Origin of the sequence: Pseudomonas sp. GW456-12-10-14-LB2, from assembly GCF_002884345.1 — a bacterium.
Taxonomy (GTDB): Bacteria; Pseudomonadota; Gammaproteobacteria; order Pseudomonadales; family Pseudomonadaceae; genus Aquipseudomonas; species Aquipseudomonas paraglycinae.
This window is the reverse complement of record NZ_POHV01000034.1, coordinates 58,346-74,921: the sequence shown is the minus strand read 5'-3', so window position 1 is coordinate 74,921 and position 16,576 is coordinate 58,346. Positions and strand designations below refer to the sequence as shown.

The window sequence follows — 16,576 nt, the reverse complement described above, 5'->3', positions numbered from 1 at the left end:
AGACTAAGTTCGCACCTTGAATTTTGCGCCACCTCCGTGAGGTGGGGAGGCCGGCCAGATGATTCTCAGATTTATTTAAGCGAATAATCCGTCCTTCTCTATTCAGCTATTCAAACCACTCCCCCCGCTCGCTGAAAGTGCGCCTGATCAACTCAACCAGCACCTGCACCTCCCCCACCATCTCCGACTCACTATTCACCGCCAACCAAGCCTGCAACCGCATCGCCTCGCCAAACAACCCCGGCAACGCCACCAACCCGCGATCAAACCGGCTCATGTACATCGGCAGCAACCCGATGCACGCGCTGCACCGGATCATCTCCAGCATCAGCTCATAAGACTGCATCTGCACCACCCCGGCCAACCGCTGTTCGACCAGTTCATTCCACGGCCGAAAGCTGTCGATCTGCCGGTCATGTTGCCATTGCACCAGCATGAAATCGGCGAGGTCATCCGGACTTTCCGGGCGTGCGGTGACGCGGGAGTAACGTTTGGCGATGTGCGGCTGATATTCCAGTTGTGCAAGGCGTTGCGGTTCGCTGGTGGCGAAGGTCGGGCCGGGGTGCGGGGTGTCGCCGTGGGCCAGCCACAGCACGATGTCGGCGCTGACGGCGCGCAGGGCCAGTTCGCTGTCGAGGGCGATGATCTCGAGGCGCACGCTGGCGTTGCGGCGCAGCAGTGCGATGAGGTCGCGGCCGAGGATGTCGTGCAGGATCGATTCGGCGACGGCCAGCCTGATCAAGGGTTGCTCGATTACCGGGAGTTTGCGTTCGTGGGCCAGCGCGATCAGTTGCGCCTGCAATTGCTGGCCTTCGCGGGTCAGGGTGAGCGCGCTGCCTTGAAAGCTGAACAACGCGCATTGCAGTTGCTGTTCGAGTTGCGCCAGTTGTTTGCGCAGCAGGGTCGAGCGCACGTTGAGGCTGCGAGCCGCCTGCATGAAGCAGCCGCAACGGGCGCTGACCAGAAAGTACTGCGCGACGTCGCCGTCGAGGGTCGCGGCTTGCGCCAGCCAGGGTTCGTCCTTGTCCCGGGGCCAGCGGAAATCGGCGCTGCTCTGTCGTGCTGCGGGTTCGGTGAATGACATCGATGACTCCCTGTCGATCTTTGTTTTGGTGTGCAGCGCTTAAGGTTTGCTCTCCAGCACCTTATTGAGCTCGGCCCCGTCGATACTCAGCGTTGCGGTGTTGAGCATGCCGTCCAGATAAGCCTGGGCGATCTGTTCCTGACGCTGTGCCCGCAAGGCCTGGGTCAGTTGATCGCGCAGCTCCTCGAGTGTTGCGGTGCGGGCCGGTTGTTGTTCGGTGAGTTTGATCACGTGGAAACCGGCGCTGCTCTGAACGGGATCAGAAACCGCACCAACCTTGAGTCGCGCCACCGCACCACGCACTTCCGGCACCAGTTGCTGCAACGGTTGCAGGCCGGTGTCGCCCCCGCGTTCGGCCGTGAGGCGATCCTGAGAAAACTCCTTGGCCAGCGCTGCAAAGTCCGCCGGGCTCGACTGGGCTTTCTTGCTCAACTCCGTCGCCTGTTTGCGCACCACCTCAAGATTCTGTGGCTCATTCACCCCAAGGAAAATCTGGCTGACCCGATACAGCGCGGGCGTCTGCCAATTGGCCTTGCCCGCGTCATACGCCTGCTGCAACTCGGCAGCGCTCGGGTAATCCGCCGGCACCTGGCTCACCGACTGCAAATAGTCGCGAAACACGATCTGTTCGGTGGCGGCGCGGGTCTGCCGCACCACGTCCGGGCGCTGCGCCCAGCCTTGGGCATCGGCCTGTTCCAGTACGGCTTTTTCGGCCAGACGTGAACGAATCCAGCGCTCGAGCGCCTCACGATTACCGCGCAGTTGCTCGCGGGTTTGCGGTGGAACAGCCGCCAGCAACGCCTGCAATTCCTCCGGCGAAACCTGCTGATTGCCTAATCTGGCTACTGCCGGTTCATTGTTCGCCGCAATCACCGGCGCCGGTTGCTGGGCGGCGACCGGGTCATTACCCGGCCGCACCACCAGCGCCACGGCGACCACCAACAGCGCCACCGCAGCGGCGCTGATTACCATGGCAGGTTTTGTCACAGCGCGACTTCCTCTTGCTCAACTTTTGGTGCCTGGGCAACGGCAGCGCTTTGGGTGAAATCACGCAGGTAAACGATGAACTCCTGAAGCAGGCGATCCCACAATTCCAGGTTGCCGCGCAGGTAATCGCTGCTGACGCCAGCCGCTACCACCACGTCCATTTCCATCACCAGAAACTCGCCCTGCAACGACAACCGGGCAAACCGGCGGGTCGCGTTCCACTGCTCGGCCACACCGGCTGGCAATTCACCCTGCACGCGCAAGGCGCAGCTGAAGGTGAAGTCGACGTAGCTGCCCTGCTCCGCCACCGCCGGGTTGCCGAAACGCACGGCATAACCGATGCCCTGGCTGGCGCTGAGCAACTGGACGATGCCGTTCTGTTCGGTCTGGTTGACGCGGTAACCAGCGGCTTGCAGTACGTCGGTCAGGGATTGTGGGGATACGTGGGAGATCAATTGAGTCATTACTTCTTCCTTGTCCATGAGTCTTTTAATCAGTGCGCGATCGCGGCTTGCGGCGCATCGAATTGAGTCTTGTACAGTTCGTCGCCAAAGCCCTGAGCCAGTTCATCGAACTTGACCCGGGCGCTGCCGGCGAAGGGCTGGCGGATCTTCATCACCTCGGCCACATCGATGTTTTCGTAGGCGGTGAGAATCTGCTTGGCCACGCCGTACATCTGCTGATTCTTGACCGAACATTGCTGCACTTGTGTGTCACGTTCAGCCAATTGCGCTTGAAGCTTAGACCGTTCTGCCTCTTTGGCACGGGCCATGACCAACAACTCGTCATAGGCTTTCTTGAATTTGCCGGTCTGCTCGTTGCTGGCCGCGACTTGCGCCTGGGCCTGGCTGTGCAGGCTTTGTTGCTGTCCGGCCAGTTGCTCGGCGAGGCCTTTGGCCTTGGCCAGTTCGGCGGTCAATTGCTTGATTTGCGCCTGCGCAGCCTTGGCTTCGTTCTGCGCCGCCAGTTGCGCGGCGCTGGCCTGGGCCTGCTGGCTTTGCAGGGTTTGCAGCTGCTGGGTGGTGCTGCGCAACTGGGTGCGCAGGCGTTCTTCCATGCCTTCGGCGCTTGCCCCGGTGGCGATCAACATGCCGAGCCCAAGCCATAAAAAGCGGATTTTCATAACCCTCTCCCGGCGCTTTAGAAGCGCGTGTTGATCTCAAGCTGCATGACGTCGATGTCGAACGGCGCGCCATACACCGCCTCCGAACTCAGCCAGCGGCCGGTGGCGTAGACGTTCTTCGCCAGACCGTAATTGCCGCCCAGGAAGTAGCCCTTGGCGTTGGTGCCGCCGAGGTGGAACGACGAGTCGTTGAAGCCGTCCGGCAAGGCGTCCGGCTGGATGTACTTGTAGCCGGCGAACAGGTTCCAGTCGCCCTGCTTCTTCAGCTCCAGCGCATTGCCGAGAGTGAACTGGACCATCCACGCATTGGCGCCGCTTTCGATGTTGCCGTTGCTGTCGAGGTTGTTGACGATCTGCCCCGCCGCACGCTTGCGCATGTCGCCTTCGTCGTAACCGAGGTTGTGGATGTAGTTGCCCTGGCTGCGCAGTTTGAAGTCTTCCGGCAGGTCGGCGTCCCACACCACGTTGAGGTCGAGCAGGTTGAACTCGGACGCCAGGCCGACAAATTGCGGTTGCGCCGTGGTGGTCGGGTTGAGCGGGTTCGGCGTGATGTCACGCAGCAGGAACACGCTGTTGCCCTTCTGCATGAACGCTGCGCGCGTGCCGTCGCTGTCGCAGCCCGGTGCGCCAGCCCACGGTTCGCAAGGGCTCGAGCGCTGGCCTTCGATGTCGTCGAAGCGGTAGTAGGCCAGCGCACCTTTCAAGCGATTGTTGCTGTTGATCGCCCATTTGGCGCCGATCTGCGCACCGTACAGCCATTTGTTGTCGCTTTCTTCCTTGTCGAAGCCGTTGCTGGTGGTGGTGTCGTTGGTGTAATCCACCGGGAACGCGCCGACGGTGCCGAACACGCCCCAGTCGCGGCTGAGCTTGTGGTCGAAAATCGCCGCCACGCCGTCGAAGTTCAGGTCGTTGGAATACAGCATGTCGGTGGACATGAACGGGTTGGCGAAGCGGCCACCGGTCAGGGTCAGTTCATCCGACGGCTTCCAGGTCAGGTAACCCTGATCGAGCCAGATGTCCTTTTTCGAGAAGCCGCCGCCGAGGTTCTGGGTGGTCGACACCGGGTTGTTGTCCGAGCCGGTGCCGATGCGGATGCCGGCGGTCCATTCCGGCGAGATCACCGCTTTCATGCCCAGCCGGGCGCGCAGGCGGATCAGGTTTTCGCGGTCTTCGCGGGTGTTGAGCAACGGCGGCAACGCGTTGCTGCTGTTGGGGTTCACGTCGTACGGGCCATTGTTGTTGAGCTTGGCGAAGTCGACGATTTCGTTGCTGTTGCTGCCCGAGTAATAGCGCGATTCGTCACGCAGACGGATGTCGCCGTCGAAGCTGATGCGCGACGCCCAGTCCGGGAATGTATTGGGCGCCGCCCAGTTTTCCTGCTTGGCGGTGGCCATGACCTCGGCCTTGACCTGATCACGGATCTGGTCGCGCACCGCCGCCGGCACGTATTGCACCCGCACATCGCCCGGCGCGGCGACCGGCCCGGCGGCCACAGCGGTAGACGCCGCAGCCTGTTTGGCCTGGGCCGCTTCGTTCTGGGCCTGGGCGATCAGTGCGTCGGCCTTGTCCTGTTTCAGAATGCCCTGCTCGACCAGCAAGCGGATCAGATTGATCGTGGCGTTCTCCGAGGGCGCAGGCGCTGCCGCGGCCTGACCGACCAGGGTCGCGATGACCATGCCGACCGCCAGGGACAATCGATTCACGTTGGAAATCATCTGCACACAACTCCTTTTCATACAGCTTTATGAATTCGGTTAACCCGGACGCCGCCCTTGCAGGGACATGCGCACAGGCAAGGTGATGGAGGCCGGTGGCCGCTCGCTCAGATGCGGCGCGTTACGCAATGCGGCCAACACCTGACTGTCGATCTCGGGGTTGCCGCTGGACTTGATCAGCTCGACCCGGGTGATCTCCCCGACGCTGCTCAGCCACACATCGGCCTGCAGCGAAAACGCCAGGTTGCGCAGGTCGGGGTTCTCGCGCAGCAGCTTCTGGAAGGTGAACGCGAGGAACTGGCTGTAGGTGCCGTTGCCAAGGCGCCCACCGCCGGAACCGGCCATGCCGCCGCCCTTGCCCGCGCCGATGTTGAAGGCGTCGCTGCCGCTCTGGGCGTCGCCGTCGATTTGCATCGGGTTGGCCAGATCGTCCGCCGGCGATGGCGGCGCCTCTTCCTCGGGTTTCACTTCCTGCGGCTCGGGCGTCGGCTCGGGCTCGACGATTTTTTCTTCCACCGGGGTTTCCGGCTCCGGCGGTTTTTCCGGCGGCGGTGGTGGCGGTGGCGGCAACGGAATGATCGTCGGCACCTTCGGCGCTTCCCGGCGGATGCCGCTCATGTCGTTGGCCCACTGCCACAACAGAAACGCCGCAATGGCGCCCAGCAGCAGCCCGGCGCCCCACTTCGCGTAGCGCAGTGGCGACTTCTTCACCGGCAAAGGCTCGATTGGCAGTTGTGCAGTCATCACTCAGCCCTGCGTCGGTTTGCCGGTAACGAGACCGACCTGGGACAGTTCGAGCCGGCGCAGCAGGTCCAGCACTTCAATGACCTTCTGGTACTGCACCGTGGCGTCGCCGCGCACGATCACCGGGAAGTCCGGGTTCTGTGCTTTTTCGATGCGCAGGCGTTCTTCCAGCTCCGGCAAGGTCACCGGGTAGGCGTCGAGGAACACCTGGCCGCCGTCGTTGACCGAAATCGCCTTGGTCTTGGCCTCGGACAGCGACACGGCGGCGCTGGCCTTGGGCAGGTTGATCTGGATCCCGGAGACCTGCGCGGTGGCGGTGAGGATGAACATCACCAGCACCACCATCAGCACGTCCACCAGAGGCGTGATGTTGATGCTGTCCACTGCGGCATCTTCGTCATCGTCGTGGGAGGCATTTACGGACGCCATGTCAGTGCTCCTCAGGCCGGTACGGAGTGGTTGGCGTGATGACCGCGCTGATGCGCCGCTTCACTGGACTGGCCTTCGCCATGCATCTCCGCCAGACGAGTGATGAACTCGTCGACGAACACGCGCATGTCGGCGCTGACTTCCTTGTTGCGGGTGATCAGGCGGTTGTAGCCAAACAGCGCCGGGATCGCGACGAACAGGCCCATGGCCGTGGCCAGCAGGGCTGCCGCCATACCCGGCGCGATGGCGTTGATGTTGACGTCGCCGGCCATGGCCGTACCGAGGAACACCACCATGATCCCCAGCACCGTGCCGAGCAGGCCGATGTACGGGCCGCCGGCGATGGCGTTGGACAGGGTCGAAAGTTTCGAGCTGAGCTGCTGGTTTTCACGGGTGCGCACGCCGTCCATCGAACAGCGGATGGCTTCGATGGTTGCGGCGGAAACGGACGAGGTATCGGCGCCCTGCTCGCGGCGGGTGCGGATTTCTTTCACCGCCACTTGATACAGGCGCCACAGCGGCGAGTGCTGCAAACGCTGGGCGAGTTGGGTGTCGTCGGCGAACATTTCCAGACGGGTGCCGACCTTGGCGAACTGCACGCGAAAATCTTCGTTGGCGGCGGTGACGCGACTGAGGGTGCGGTTCTTGCGCAGCATGATGATCCACGACTGGAACATCATCAGCACCAGCACCGCGATGATCACCCAGGCGTCCACCGGTACCGCGTTGAGCAGGAAGCCGAGGCTGCCGAAACCGAAGCCGGACTGTTCTTCATCGACGCCAAAGGCGACCAGTTTCGACTCGGCACCCTGGGAAGTGGCGTCGGCCAAAAGCAGCGGCGCCGGGCGGGCGACTTTCGACAGCCGCAACTCGTCAATGGCGCCTACGAACGGCTGGAAAGGACCTTCATGAAGATCGGCGCCGATGGCCATGACCGAATTGAAGGCCGGCATCGCCTGAGCCAGTGCCGCGCCTTCGCGACCGTTGATGTACAGCGTCACTTTCGCGCCTTCAGCGGTCACTGCGACGTGCTGCCATTGGCCCGGATTCAGTGGCTGCGTAGCGACGGCGCGCTGGCCATCGATTTCCACAAATGGCACGCCCTGATTCACACCAACCAGCAGGCTGTTGGAGCCTTCGCGGCGGGCCAGGATCAGTTGCTCGCCATTGGCCTGATCCAGACGCAGCCAGGCACTGAAGGTGAAAGCGCTGCCAGCGTTGTGCTGCAGCGACGGACTGGCCGGCAACAGCAGCGGCTGGCCGCTGAACTGCAAGGCACGCCCTACTACGCCGTCGATGGCGGCGCCGGTCGCGCTCTGCGCGGTGTTGCCGTAAGCGGTGGTGTCTTTCGCCGGGGTGCCAGTAGCGCCGTCGAAGTGATAGAGCGCGGTGTAATTCGGATCGAACGTCAGTTGGCCATTGCCGGTGGCCGGCGCCTTCTGGTTGCCGTAGTACATCCAGATGTCCTGACGCTGACCGCCCTCGACATTCGGCACATCAACCCAGATCAGCGCCATGCCCATCAGCGCGTCGAAGCTTTCGATCTGGTGGTTGAGCACGGTCTTGTCATCGGCGGCGACGAAGCGCAGGTCCGAGCCGTCCTCTTTTACGCCATCAAACGTGAAGTTGCCGGTGTGCAGGCGCACCAGCAGCGCGGTACGACCGAGGGCCTGATTGATCGCGGCGCCTTGCGGCGTGGTGTCGACGGCGATCTGTTTGCGGTAATGCCAGTCGTCCTGCCACCAGGCCTGAGCCGTGGCCGGGAGCACGAAGCCCAGGCAGATCAACAACGAAAGGAAAAGGCGCTGCATGGAAGTGCTCCTTGTTAGAAAGTGGCCTGAAGGTTGAAGTGCAGGCGCGATTCCTGTTTCGAGGTGTTCGGCCCTTCGAGTAGCGGATAGCCCCAGTCGAGGCTGCCGGACAGCCATTTGCTCAGGCTGGCGCGGGTGCCGAGGCCGACACTGGCCAGGGCGTAATTGGCGTCCTGGTCCGGCAGTTCGTCGCGCAGGTAGAGTTGCGCGCCTTCGGCGAAGGCATAGAAGCGCCAGTCCTGCATCCAGCCGCCGACGTATTTGGCCAGCGACGGTGTGCGCAGCTCTTCGCTCAACAGGAAGCCGTCATCGGCGGTGCGTTCGGCAGCCAGATAACCGCGTACCGAAGTGGCGCCACCGGCGGAGAATTGTTCGTTGGAAACCAGCGGCCCCGACGCCAGCTGGAACGCGGCTTTACTCGCGCTCTGCCAGTCGCTGTCGAAGGTCCAGGTAAAGTTGGTATCGCCCTTGAGCACGGCGAAACTCGGGTTGGCGCGGTAGCGTTTGTAGTCGAAGTCTTCGTCGGAACTGCCGTAGCCGAAGATGCTGCGAGTGGCCGCGACCAGGCTCAGGCCGAGGCCGAGCTGGCTCTTTTCGCTGTAGCGGTAGCCGTTGTAGGCAAAGGTGAACGGCGCGTATTTCAGCGGCACCTTGTCGCTCTCGCCGGACAGGGTCAGGCGTTCGTCGAAGTCCTTGAAATCAATGCCGGCCGACAGCGAGTTCGACCAGTTGCCGCTCGACGGGATCGTGTAGATCGCCGCTACGCCGTAGGAATGGCCCTTGCCGAGCACGTTGCTGCCGCCGATGGTGGCGACGTTACTGTCGGACTGGTAACCGGAGAACTGCACACTCCAGCGCTCGGTCAGCAGCGCGGTGTAGGAGCCCGACCAGACCTTGGCGTTGTCGGTTTCCTGGGGTGCGGTGAAGAACGTCAGGTTGACGCTGTGCCCCAACTGCCAGAGGTTGTTGTAGCCGAGGCTGGTGACGGTTCGCAGCTTTTCGGTGTCGGCGCTGTAGTCGTTGTTCAGCCCCACGCTGGCGGTCCACGGGTTCTGGTCTTCGACCTGCAGGTCCACGTCCATGGTGCCGGGGCGCTGGCCTTCGCGCACGAGCGGCATCACCTGCCGGCCCGGGGTCTTGTTGAGTTGCGCCAGTTCGCCCTGGACCTTGGCGAAGTCCGGCACCTCGCCTTCTTTCAGCGCCGGGACGTTGTCGCGGATATCCAGCGGCGAATAGTGTTTGGCGCCGACCACGCGGACCCGGCCGACCTTGGTTTCGCTGACTTGCAGGTAGACGATGCCGTCGGCCACGGCTTGCTCCGGCAGTTCGACGAACACCGATTGATAGCCGCGTTCCTGATAGGCCTTCTGCAGGGCATCCCGCGCGCCTTCGATGTCGCTCAAGGCTTTTTGCGGGCCGAGGAACGGGTACACCGCTTCTTCGATTGCCCGCGCATCGAGCACGGTGTTGCCGCGCACGAAGTATTCGTTGACGTCCACCAGACGCTGCGCCGCTGCGTTCTCGGCCTCATCGGCGAACGCCGGCTGCGCGCCGGCCGTCACCAGCAGCCAGCCCCACAGCGCCAGCCGTGACGTGAAAATCTGATCCACACTACCCCCTGAAATTCGCGATGACCTGTTGGCGCTCATGCGCCTTGCGTGTGCGTCAGTTACTGGCGTTCTTGATTGCTGAAGTGCTGGCCCCGGTGTGCTTGCCCAGCCAGGTGTGCAGCAGCGCGAAGTTCAGCGAGAACTCGGGCATTTGCAGCAGCGCGCCGCAGAACACTTCACCGATGATTTTCTGGATGAGCTGCACCGCACGCGGCTCGTTGAGCAGCGTGGCGATGTCGCGACTGAGGACGTTGAAGCTCCAGACTTTCTGGTTCAGGCCCAGGCCAACGAACCAGCGGAACAGCAGGTTGTAATTGAGCTGTTCGTAGAGTTGCTGCTCGCTGGGCACCGAATACAGCAGTTGCAGCAGCAGGATGTGCATGACCGTCTGCGGGGCGATCAGCATGCCGGGCCGGGCATTGAGGTCGTGCAGGAGATCGCGGTGGGCATCGAGCAAGTCATCGATCTGCGGGCGCAGCAGCACCAGCGAATGCCCCGGCGGAATGTAGCTGGAGACCTCTTTCAAGGCGCCCTGCCAGTCATCCTGCGACACAATCCAGACCCACGGCGCGCCGTAGCGATACACCGAAACCGGCTTCTTGCGCGCGGCTTCGACGATCTTCGACAGGCGTTGATCGAGTTCCTGCATGCCCACTTTCGAGTAGCGTTCCATAGTCCCCATTGCCTCACTCCCGGCGTCCCGCCTCGGCTTGTGAAAAGCGCCCCTCAGGGCCCCTCAAGCGCGTTACATAGGCATGACCGGACTGGCGATGTGCTACCGAACTTTTGTCATAAAAGCTTCATTACAGAAATTGATCGGGGAATTGCAGACAGCACAAATACTGTGGGAGCTGGCTTGCCAGCGATGGGGTCAGGTCAGCAACATTTACTTGGCTGACACACCGTCATCGCTGGCAAGCCAGCTCCCACAGGGTTATGGGGTGTTTTCAGAAAAACATTCCGTCAGGTGTAGACGGGCCAAATGTCGACGATCTTGCCGCCACGCACCGCCAGCAAATCACCAAACTGCAGCAACACCGCCTCGGTCTGGGTCGGGCGCAAGAACACTTGATCCTCTACCGTCAAACCTACGGCATTCGAACCATTGACCATCTCCTGATTCGAGCTACGGCCGTAAACGCCATTGCTCTGCAATCCGGGCGGTGATTCGAATTCGGCCATCCAGTTACCGCCGTAGATGAAAAAGGTCTGCCGCTGGTTGGTGTCCCACCACGAAAACAGCTTCGATTTGTCATCCAGCGCCGGGATGTTCACCGCACCGGTGCTTTTCAACACCGGCGTTGCGATGTACGTGGCAGGCTCGTGCTCGACCAGCGACGGCAGGTCGTAATGCGTCGGCTTGAGCATCGCTGTCCCCACCGACACTTCACTGCTCAGGCTTTCGTTTTCATGCATGCGATAACTCGGGCTGCCGGCCGTATTCAGGCACAAGCCGTCATGCCACAGCGCCGGGTATTGCTGTCGGGTGAAATCGACGCAGCGCTGATAAATCACCATCACCTTGGCGAACAGTTCCTCGGGCGAACCGAGAATCCCCGGCACGCCCATGCCCACGAACGGGTCGTAACCCATGAAGCCGGCGAACTCCAGGTGCTGCGGGTTGGCGGCGATCAGCGCGAGCATCTGCCCGAGCACGTTCACGTCACTGACGCCGCCGCGGTGCAGGCCAACGTCCAGCTCGATGTTGATCCGCATCCGCGTGCCCAAGCCCTGGGCCAGTGCGAGGTATTGCTGCAAGCGCTCGAGGTTGTCGATCAGCCATTGCAGTTGCTTCGTCGGGTCGAACGGGCCTTTGTGGGTCTGGTAGAAAATCTCGGCCGAGCGCACTGGCAATGGCTTGCCGAGCAGAATGTCCGACTGCGGAAACGTCACCGCATCGTGATTGAGAAACGGCTGATGAAACGACATCAGCCGCTGCGTCCCGGCCCTTTGGCCGATGTAGCTGAGCAGGCCCGGCGATGGCAATGACTTCTCCACCAGCCGCAACTGCTTGCCCGCGCGTTTGACCGAGCGCATCACTACGTCGATGTTGTGGTCGAGTCGATCCAGATCGATCAGCAACACCGGGCGCATCGGGCCTTTGGTCTTGAGCTCGTTGTTCAGCGCCCGGAAATAGTCACTGTAAGGCCCGCCGCGATCCCCCGGCCTTAACAACGCACCCACGCCCACCAGCAAAGCGCCAACACCCAAAGTCCCGAGCACGAAATTACGTCGATTGACCGCCATCAGCTCACCCCCAGAATCGACGACAGATGCCCGTTGAGAAACTTGCCGCTCGGGTCCAGCGCTTCGCGTACCCGAATGAATTCCTGCCAGCGCGGATAGAGCGTTTGCAACGTGCGGGCATTGAGCGTGTGCAACTTGCCCCAGTGCGGGCGGCCGTTGTACTTCCAGAAGATCGGCTCGACGGCGGCGAAGAAGTTGTGATGGTCCATCTGGTAATGCTGGTGGACCGAGATCGAGCAGCTGTCGCGGCCTTCGAACATGCTCAGCGGAATGTCGTCGGCCTTGACGTAACGGTACTCGATGGGAAACCAGGTGCGCAGGTCCTTGTCGCGGATCAGCTTGAGAATCTCGCGCAGGCAGGCGGGGCCGTGTTCGGCGGGCACCGAATATTCCATCTCGTTGAAACGCACGGTGCGCACGTTGGCGTAGATGTCGAACGAGTCGCCAACCCGGTCATCGAAACTCGCCAGATGCCGCAGACTGTTGAGCAGCGAACTGCGCAGGTTCGGGAAATCGCTGCCGTACTTGTCGATCTTCTCGATCAGGGTCACAAATTCGTTGCCGCCCTCCTCTTCGGGCGGAATCGGTGGCGTAGGCGGGTCGGTGGTTTCGTTAAGGGCAATCGACAAGGCGTAGTCGGAATGGGTGACGACGAGCATTTCCCAGTGCTGGTTTTCGCTCGTGTTCTTATCCAGGTCTTCGAGCAGTTCTTCGGTTTTGGCGATCCACTGGGTTTCCCGCAGGCGATAGGCCGGGCGGTTTTGCAGGCGGATTTTGGTGGCCACACCCAGCGCGCCGAGGGACACCCGGGCGGCGTTGAACACTTCGGGATGACGCTGGCTGTCGCAGTTCAGCACCTCGCCACTGGCAGTCACCAGTTGCATTCCGCAGACGTGTGCGGAATAGGACTGGAAGGTTTTGCCGGTGCCGTGGGTCGAGGTGGAAATGGCCCCGGCGAGGGTCTGGTAATCGATGTCGGCCATGTTTTGCAGGGCCTGGCCGATGTCCTTGAGCGGCGTGCCCATGCGCGACATCGGCGTGCCGGCGGCGAATTCGGCTTGCAGGGTTTTCGGGTCGTGGTCGAGCAGGCCGTTGAAGTAGCTCAGCGACAGTAACGTGCCGTCGGTGGGCACCAGCGCGCTGAAGGAATGCGCCGAGCCGACCGGGCGAATCTTGCCCGGTGCCTGCTGAATCACCGCCGTCAATTCGTCCAGATTCTTCGGCGCCACCCGCGCCGCCGGAAGGCAACTCTGCCCGCCCGACCAGTTGCGCCAGGGAATCAGTCGCGGCGCGCGCATCAACTGGCCCAGCGCCGGATTGCAGGCCAGCGCGCTGAACGCGCCGACGATGCTTGCCCGTTGCAACAACTGCCGGCGTGTCAGATCTATCGGCATGCCAGGATCCTTATTGAGGGAGCGGCTGATCGGCCATGAAGCCGATCAACTGAAGAAATTGTTCTTCCGAGCACTCGACGCACTGACCCATCGGTGGCATGCCGTTGTAGCCGTTGATGGCGTGGTCGAGCAGCGAGTCGGCGCCCTGCTGGATGCGCGGTTCCCAGGCCTTGCGGTCACCGGTCAGCGGCGCATTGGCGGCGGGGTTGGCGTGGCAGAGCTGGCAGCTGTTGGCGTAGATCTGCGCCAGCGCCGGGTCTTTGGGAATGGTGTTGTTGGTGCTGGCCGGGGGTTTGGGGTCTTCGCCGCAGCCAGGCAGCGTCATGGCCAACGCCAGTAATAATGTGAGTCGGATTGCCCGCATAACGGCCTCGCTTATTGTTGTGGTCACACCTTAAGGCAGGCGGGTCGGCGGGTTGAGGGCATTGCGGGACATTGAGGGGGGCAAACGGGGCCAGCCCATTACCTGAAGACGATCGTTCCCACGCTCCGCGTGGGAATGCAGCCCTGGACGCTCTGCGTCCGCTTGGAACGCGGAGCGTCCCTTGAGGCATTTCCACGCAGAGCGTGGGAACGATCATGGTGGATGCCCGCTCTGCTGTGCGGTTTCGCGTGACATTCGCGTGACATTTGCGGGTTTAAATTTCCGCGCATTCAGGCGTATAACCTGTTGAGACTTTTTGATCTGCATGCGGACATCAACACGGGGTAGCGACATGACCACAGCAAACATCCTTGGCAACCTGTTCCCTTCTGTCAGCGACATCCCGGAAAAATACCGCCTCGACGGTCAGGTCGAGCAACGCGAATACCTGGTCGATGGCGAGTTGCGCCGCTGGGACGGCCCGCTCGCCACCGTACGCAGCCCGGTCTATCTGCACGGCGATAATGGCGACGAACAAGTGATCCTCGGCAGCACACCGCTGCTGGACGCCGACACCGCCCTCACCGCCCTCGACGCCGCCGTCCGCGCCTACGACCGGGGCCAGGGCCTGTGGCCGACCATGCGCGTGGCCGAACGCATCCAGCACGTCGAGGCCTTCCTCGGGCGCATGCGCCAGCAGCGCGACGCCGTGGTGAAGCTACTGATGTGGGAAATCGGCAAGAACCTCAAGGACTCAGAAAAAGAGTTCGACCGCACCTGCGACTACATCGTCGACACCATCAATGCGCTGAAAGAACTCGACCGCCGCTCCAGCCGTTTCGAGCTGGAACAGGACACCCTCGGCCAGATCCGCCGCGTCCCGCTCGGCGTGGCGCTGTGCATGGGCCCTTACAACTATCCGCTGAACGAGACGTTCACCACGCTGATTCCGGCGCTGATCATGGGCAACACCGTGGTGTTCAAGCCAGCCAAGCTCGGCGTGCTGCTGATCCGTCCTTTGCTTGAAGCTTTCCGCGACAGCTTCCCGACCGGCGTGATCAACGTGATCTACGGCAGCGGCCGCGAGACCGTCAGCGCGCTGATGGCCAGCGGCAAGATCGACATTTTCGCCTTCATCGGCACCAACAAGGCCGCCAGCGACCTGAAGAAGCTGCACCCGAAACCACACCGCTTGCGCGCCGCGCTGGGGCTGGATGCGAAGAACCCCGGCATCGTCCTGCCGGAAGTCGATCTGGATAACGCGGTCAGCGAAGCGGTCACCGGCTCCCTGTCGTTCAACGGCCAGCGCTGCACTGCGTTGAAGATTCTGTTCGTGCATGAAGATGTGGTGGACAGCTTCATCGAGAAATTCAACGCCAAACTGGCCAGCCTCAAACCGGGCATGCCGTGGGACAGCGGGGTTTCGCTGACGCCGCTGCCGGAGTCGGGCAAGGTCGATTATCTGCATGGGCTGGTGGCTGACGCGCAGAGCAAAGGCGCCCAAGTGGTCAACCCGAATGGTGGCGAGTCGCGGGAATCGTTCTTCTATCCGGCGGTGCTGTACCCGGTGACGCCGCAGATGCGCGTTTATCAGGAAGAGCAGTTCGGGCCGGTGGTGCCGATCGTGCCGTACCGTCACCTCGATACCGTGATCGATTACGTGCTGGAATCGGACTTCGGCCAGCAACTGAGCATCTTCGGCACCAATCCGGTGGCAGTCGGCCGACTGGTCGACACCTTCGCCAACCAGGTCGGGCGGATCAACCTCAACGCCCAGTGCCAGCGCGGCCCGGACACTTACCCGTTCAACGGGCGCAAGAACTCCGCCGAGGGCACGCTGTCGGTACACGATGCACTGCGGGTGTTTTCGATCCGCACGCTGGTAGCGACCAAGTTCCAGGAACCCAACAAGGATCTGATCAGCGAAATCATTCGCGGCCGCGATTCGAACTTCATCGCCACCGACTACATCTTCTGAGGAGGAATCAGCGCTGAGCACTTTCAGCCCCCACCGTTGGCCGCCGCTGTTGCGGCGGATCCTGCGGCCGTTGCTCGACCCGTATCGACGTTATCGCCATGCTCGAACGATTCACGCGGTGCGGGTCGCGTTGGGGTTGCTGGCGACAATCCTGCTGACCACCGGCATCAATCTGCCCCACGGCGAATGGGCGTCGGTGACCATGCTGGTGGTGATCGGCGGTTTGCAGCATCACGGCAACATCGGCAAGAAAGCCGCCGAACGCGCCACCGGCACCTTGATCGGCGCCGGCGTCGGTTTGTTGATCGTGGCGCAACAGGCGTGGCTGGGCATGCCGTGGCTGACCTATTTTGCGATGGCAGTGGTCTGCGGATTCTTCTCGTATCATGCCATCGGCAAGGGCGGCTACACCGCCCTGCTCTCGGCCATCACCGTGTTCATCGTCGCCGGGCATGGCGACAACCCGATCACCGACGGGCTATGGCGCGGGGTCGATATCCTGATCGGCATCGCCCTGGCCCTGGCCTTTTCCTTCGCACTGCCGCTGTACGCGGTGTACTCGTGGCGCTACAACCTGGCCGACGCGCTGCGCGATTGCGCGACGGTGTACGGACGGATTATCGGTGGCCAACCGGTGACCGCCGACGAACACTTGAAGTTGATGAACCGGCTGAACGCGGTGATGGTGCAACTGCGCTCGCTGATGCCGTCGGTGTCCAAGGAAGTCAAAGTCTCGATGACCGAACTGGACGCGATCCAGCGCAACCTGCGCATGTGCATCAGCACCCTGGAAATCCTCGGCAACATCCGCCCGGACGCCAACGACCCCGACGCCATGACGCACCTGCAAGCGGCGCTCAAGGCCGAACACCGGCACATTCGCGTGCAATTGATCGGCATGGCCCGAGCGTTGAAAACCGGTGCGTCCGGTCGATTGGGACGCCCGGTGGAATTGCCGGACGCCAGCCTCGACACGCCGGTCTACAGCCCGCTGGACGGCTACCGTTTGCTGACCCGGCAACTGGCGGCCAACATCGGCGAAATGCGCCAGCGCCTGGCGAAAACTGCGCCGCGCTGGAACATCTGAGAT

The 16,576-nt window shown here is 62.2% G+C and carries 15 protein-coding genes; 2 read left to right on the top strand and 13 right to left on the bottom strand.

What is annotated here, in order from left to right; all coding sequences use genetic code 11:
- Nucleotides 1-106: 106 nt before the first annotated feature.
- The 13 genes from C1X29_RS21900 to C1X29_RS21840 form a co-directional block, all read right to left on the bottom strand.
- A complete protein-coding gene (locus C1X29_RS21900) occupies nt 107-1,084 on the bottom strand; it encodes a LysR family transcriptional regulator (protein ID WP_102718355.1) in 978 nt (325 codons plus the stop codon).
- A gap of 39 nt (nt 1,085-1,123) precedes the next feature.
- Nucleotides 1,124-2,071, bottom strand: coding sequence for a peptidylprolyl isomerase (locus tag C1X29_RS21895; RefSeq protein ID WP_102718354.1), 948 nt, complete (start codon nt 2,069-2,071; stop codon nt 1,124-1,126).
- The gene (locus C1X29_RS21890) at nt 2,068-2,535 is read right to left on the bottom strand and encodes a YbjN domain-containing protein (protein ID WP_102718353.1); all 468 of its coding nucleotides are present in this window, start codon (nt 2,533-2,535) and stop codon (nt 2,068-2,070) included. Before C1X29_RS21890 ends, C1X29_RS21895 begins: the two co-directional genes overlap by 4 nt.
- A 29-nt stretch (nt 2,536-2,564) precedes the next feature.
- Entirely contained in the window at nt 2,565-3,194 is a 630-nt protein-coding gene (locus C1X29_RS21885; protein WP_085747269.1) for a DNA repair protein, read from the bottom strand.
- A gap of 17 nt (nt 3,195-3,211) precedes the next feature.
- Nucleotides 3,212-4,909 (bottom strand): putative porin, encoded by a 1,698-nt coding sequence (locus C1X29_RS21880; protein WP_102718352.1) that lies wholly within the window; start codon nt 4,907-4,909, stop codon nt 3,212-3,214.
- Between the two features lie 39 nt (nt 4,910-4,948).
- Nucleotides 4,949-5,653: an energy transducer TonB gene (locus C1X29_RS21875; RefSeq protein ID WP_102718351.1), complete on the bottom strand. Its 705-nt coding sequence runs from the start codon at nt 5,651-5,653 to the stop codon at nt 4,949-4,951.
- Between the two features lie 3 nt (nt 5,654-5,656).
- Nucleotides 5,657-6,082, bottom strand: coding sequence for a biopolymer transporter ExbD (locus C1X29_RS21870; RefSeq protein ID WP_007955109.1), 426 nt, complete (start codon nt 6,080-6,082; stop codon nt 5,657-5,659).
- Between the two features lie 11 nt (nt 6,083-6,093).
- Nucleotides 6,094-7,893, bottom strand: coding sequence for a DUF2341 domain-containing protein (locus C1X29_RS21865; RefSeq protein WP_102687640.1), 1,800 nt, complete (start codon nt 7,891-7,893; stop codon nt 6,094-6,096).
- A gap of 14 nt (nt 7,894-7,907) precedes the next feature.
- Nucleotides 7,908-9,503, bottom strand: a complete 1,596-nt coding sequence (locus C1X29_RS21860) for a ShlB/FhaC/HecB family hemolysin secretion/activation protein (RefSeq protein ID WP_102718350.1) — start codon at nt 9,501-9,503, stop codon at nt 7,908-7,910.
- A 55-nt stretch (nt 9,504-9,558) separates the two neighbouring features.
- Nucleotides 9,559-10,185: a transposase gene (locus tag C1X29_RS21855; protein ID WP_085747274.1), complete on the bottom strand. Its 627-nt coding sequence runs from the start codon at nt 10,183-10,185 to the stop codon at nt 9,559-9,561.
- A 281-nt stretch (nt 10,186-10,466) separates the two neighbouring features.
- Nucleotides 10,467-11,750, bottom strand: a complete 1,284-nt coding sequence (locus C1X29_RS21850) for a DSD1 family PLP-dependent enzyme (protein ID WP_102718349.1) — start codon at nt 11,748-11,750, stop codon at nt 10,467-10,469.
- Nucleotides 11,750-13,078: a D-arabinono-1,4-lactone oxidase gene (locus C1X29_RS21845; protein WP_173940208.1), complete on the bottom strand. Its 1,329-nt coding sequence runs from the start codon at nt 13,076-13,078 to the stop codon at nt 11,750-11,752. Before C1X29_RS21845 ends, C1X29_RS21850 begins: the two co-directional genes overlap by 1 nt.
- Before the next feature lie 76 nt (nt 13,079-13,154).
- Nucleotides 13,155-13,508, bottom strand: coding sequence for a cytochrome c5 family protein (locus tag C1X29_RS21840; protein WP_102718347.1), 354 nt, complete (start codon nt 13,506-13,508; stop codon nt 13,155-13,157).
- Nucleotides 13,509-13,860: 352 nt separating this feature from the next.
- Between C1X29_RS21840 and C1X29_RS21835 the strand changes: the two genes are divergently transcribed.
- Together C1X29_RS21835 and C1X29_RS21830 are read left to right on the top strand one after the other, a co-directional pair.
- Nucleotides 13,861-15,486 (top strand): NADP-dependent glyceraldehyde-3-phosphate dehydrogenase, encoded by a 1,626-nt coding sequence (locus tag C1X29_RS21835; protein WP_074690886.1) that lies wholly within the window; start codon nt 13,861-13,863, stop codon nt 15,484-15,486.
- A 46-nt stretch (nt 15,487-15,532) separates the two neighbouring features.
- Nucleotides 15,533-16,573 (top strand): FUSC family protein, encoded by a 1,041-nt coding sequence (locus C1X29_RS21830; RefSeq protein WP_173892785.1) that lies wholly within the window; start codon nt 15,533-15,535, stop codon nt 16,571-16,573.
- The last annotated feature ends 3 nt before the right edge of the window (nt 16,574-16,576 follow it).

Bases quoted from the DNA above. Each gene is read 5' to 3' on its own strand.
- C1X29_RS21900 (WP_102718355.1), bottom strand. From the start codon at position 1,084: ATGTCATTCACCGAACCCGCAGCACGACAGAGCAGCGCCGATTTCCGC.
- C1X29_RS21890 (WP_102718353.1), bottom strand. From the start codon at position 2,535: ATGACTCAATTGATCTCCCACGTATCCCCACAATCCCTGACCGACGTA.
- C1X29_RS21885 (WP_085747269.1), bottom strand. From the start codon at position 3,194: ATGAAAATCCGCTTTTTATGGCTTGGGCTCGGCATGTTGATCGCCACC.
- C1X29_RS21880 (WP_102718352.1), bottom strand. From the start codon at position 4,909: ATGATTTCCAACGTGAATCGATTGTCCCTGGCGGTCGGCATGGTCATC.
- C1X29_RS21875 (WP_102718351.1), bottom strand. From the start codon at position 5,653: ATGACTGCACAACTGCCAATCGAGCCTTTGCCGGTGAAGAAGTCGCCA.
- C1X29_RS21870 (WP_007955109.1), bottom strand. From the start codon at position 6,082: ATGGCGTCCGTAAATGCCTCCCACGACGATGACGAAGATGCCGCAGTG.
- C1X29_RS21865 (WP_102687640.1), bottom strand. From the start codon at position 7,893: ATGCAGCGCCTTTTCCTTTCGTTGTTGATCTGCCTGGGCTTCGTGCTC.
- C1X29_RS21855 (WP_085747274.1), bottom strand. From the start codon at position 10,185: ATGGGGACTATGGAACGCTACTCGAAAGTGGGCATGCAGGAACTCGAT.
- C1X29_RS21850 (WP_102718349.1), bottom strand. From the start codon at position 11,750: ATGGCGGTCAATCGACGTAATTTCGTGCTCGGGACTTTGGGTGTTGGC.
- C1X29_RS21840 (WP_102718347.1), bottom strand. From the start codon at position 13,508: ATGCGGGCAATCCGACTCACATTATTACTGGCGTTGGCCATGACGCTG.
- C1X29_RS21835 (WP_074690886.1), top strand. From the start codon at position 13,861: ATGACCACAGCAAACATCCTTGGCAACCTGTTCCCTTCTGTCAGCGAC.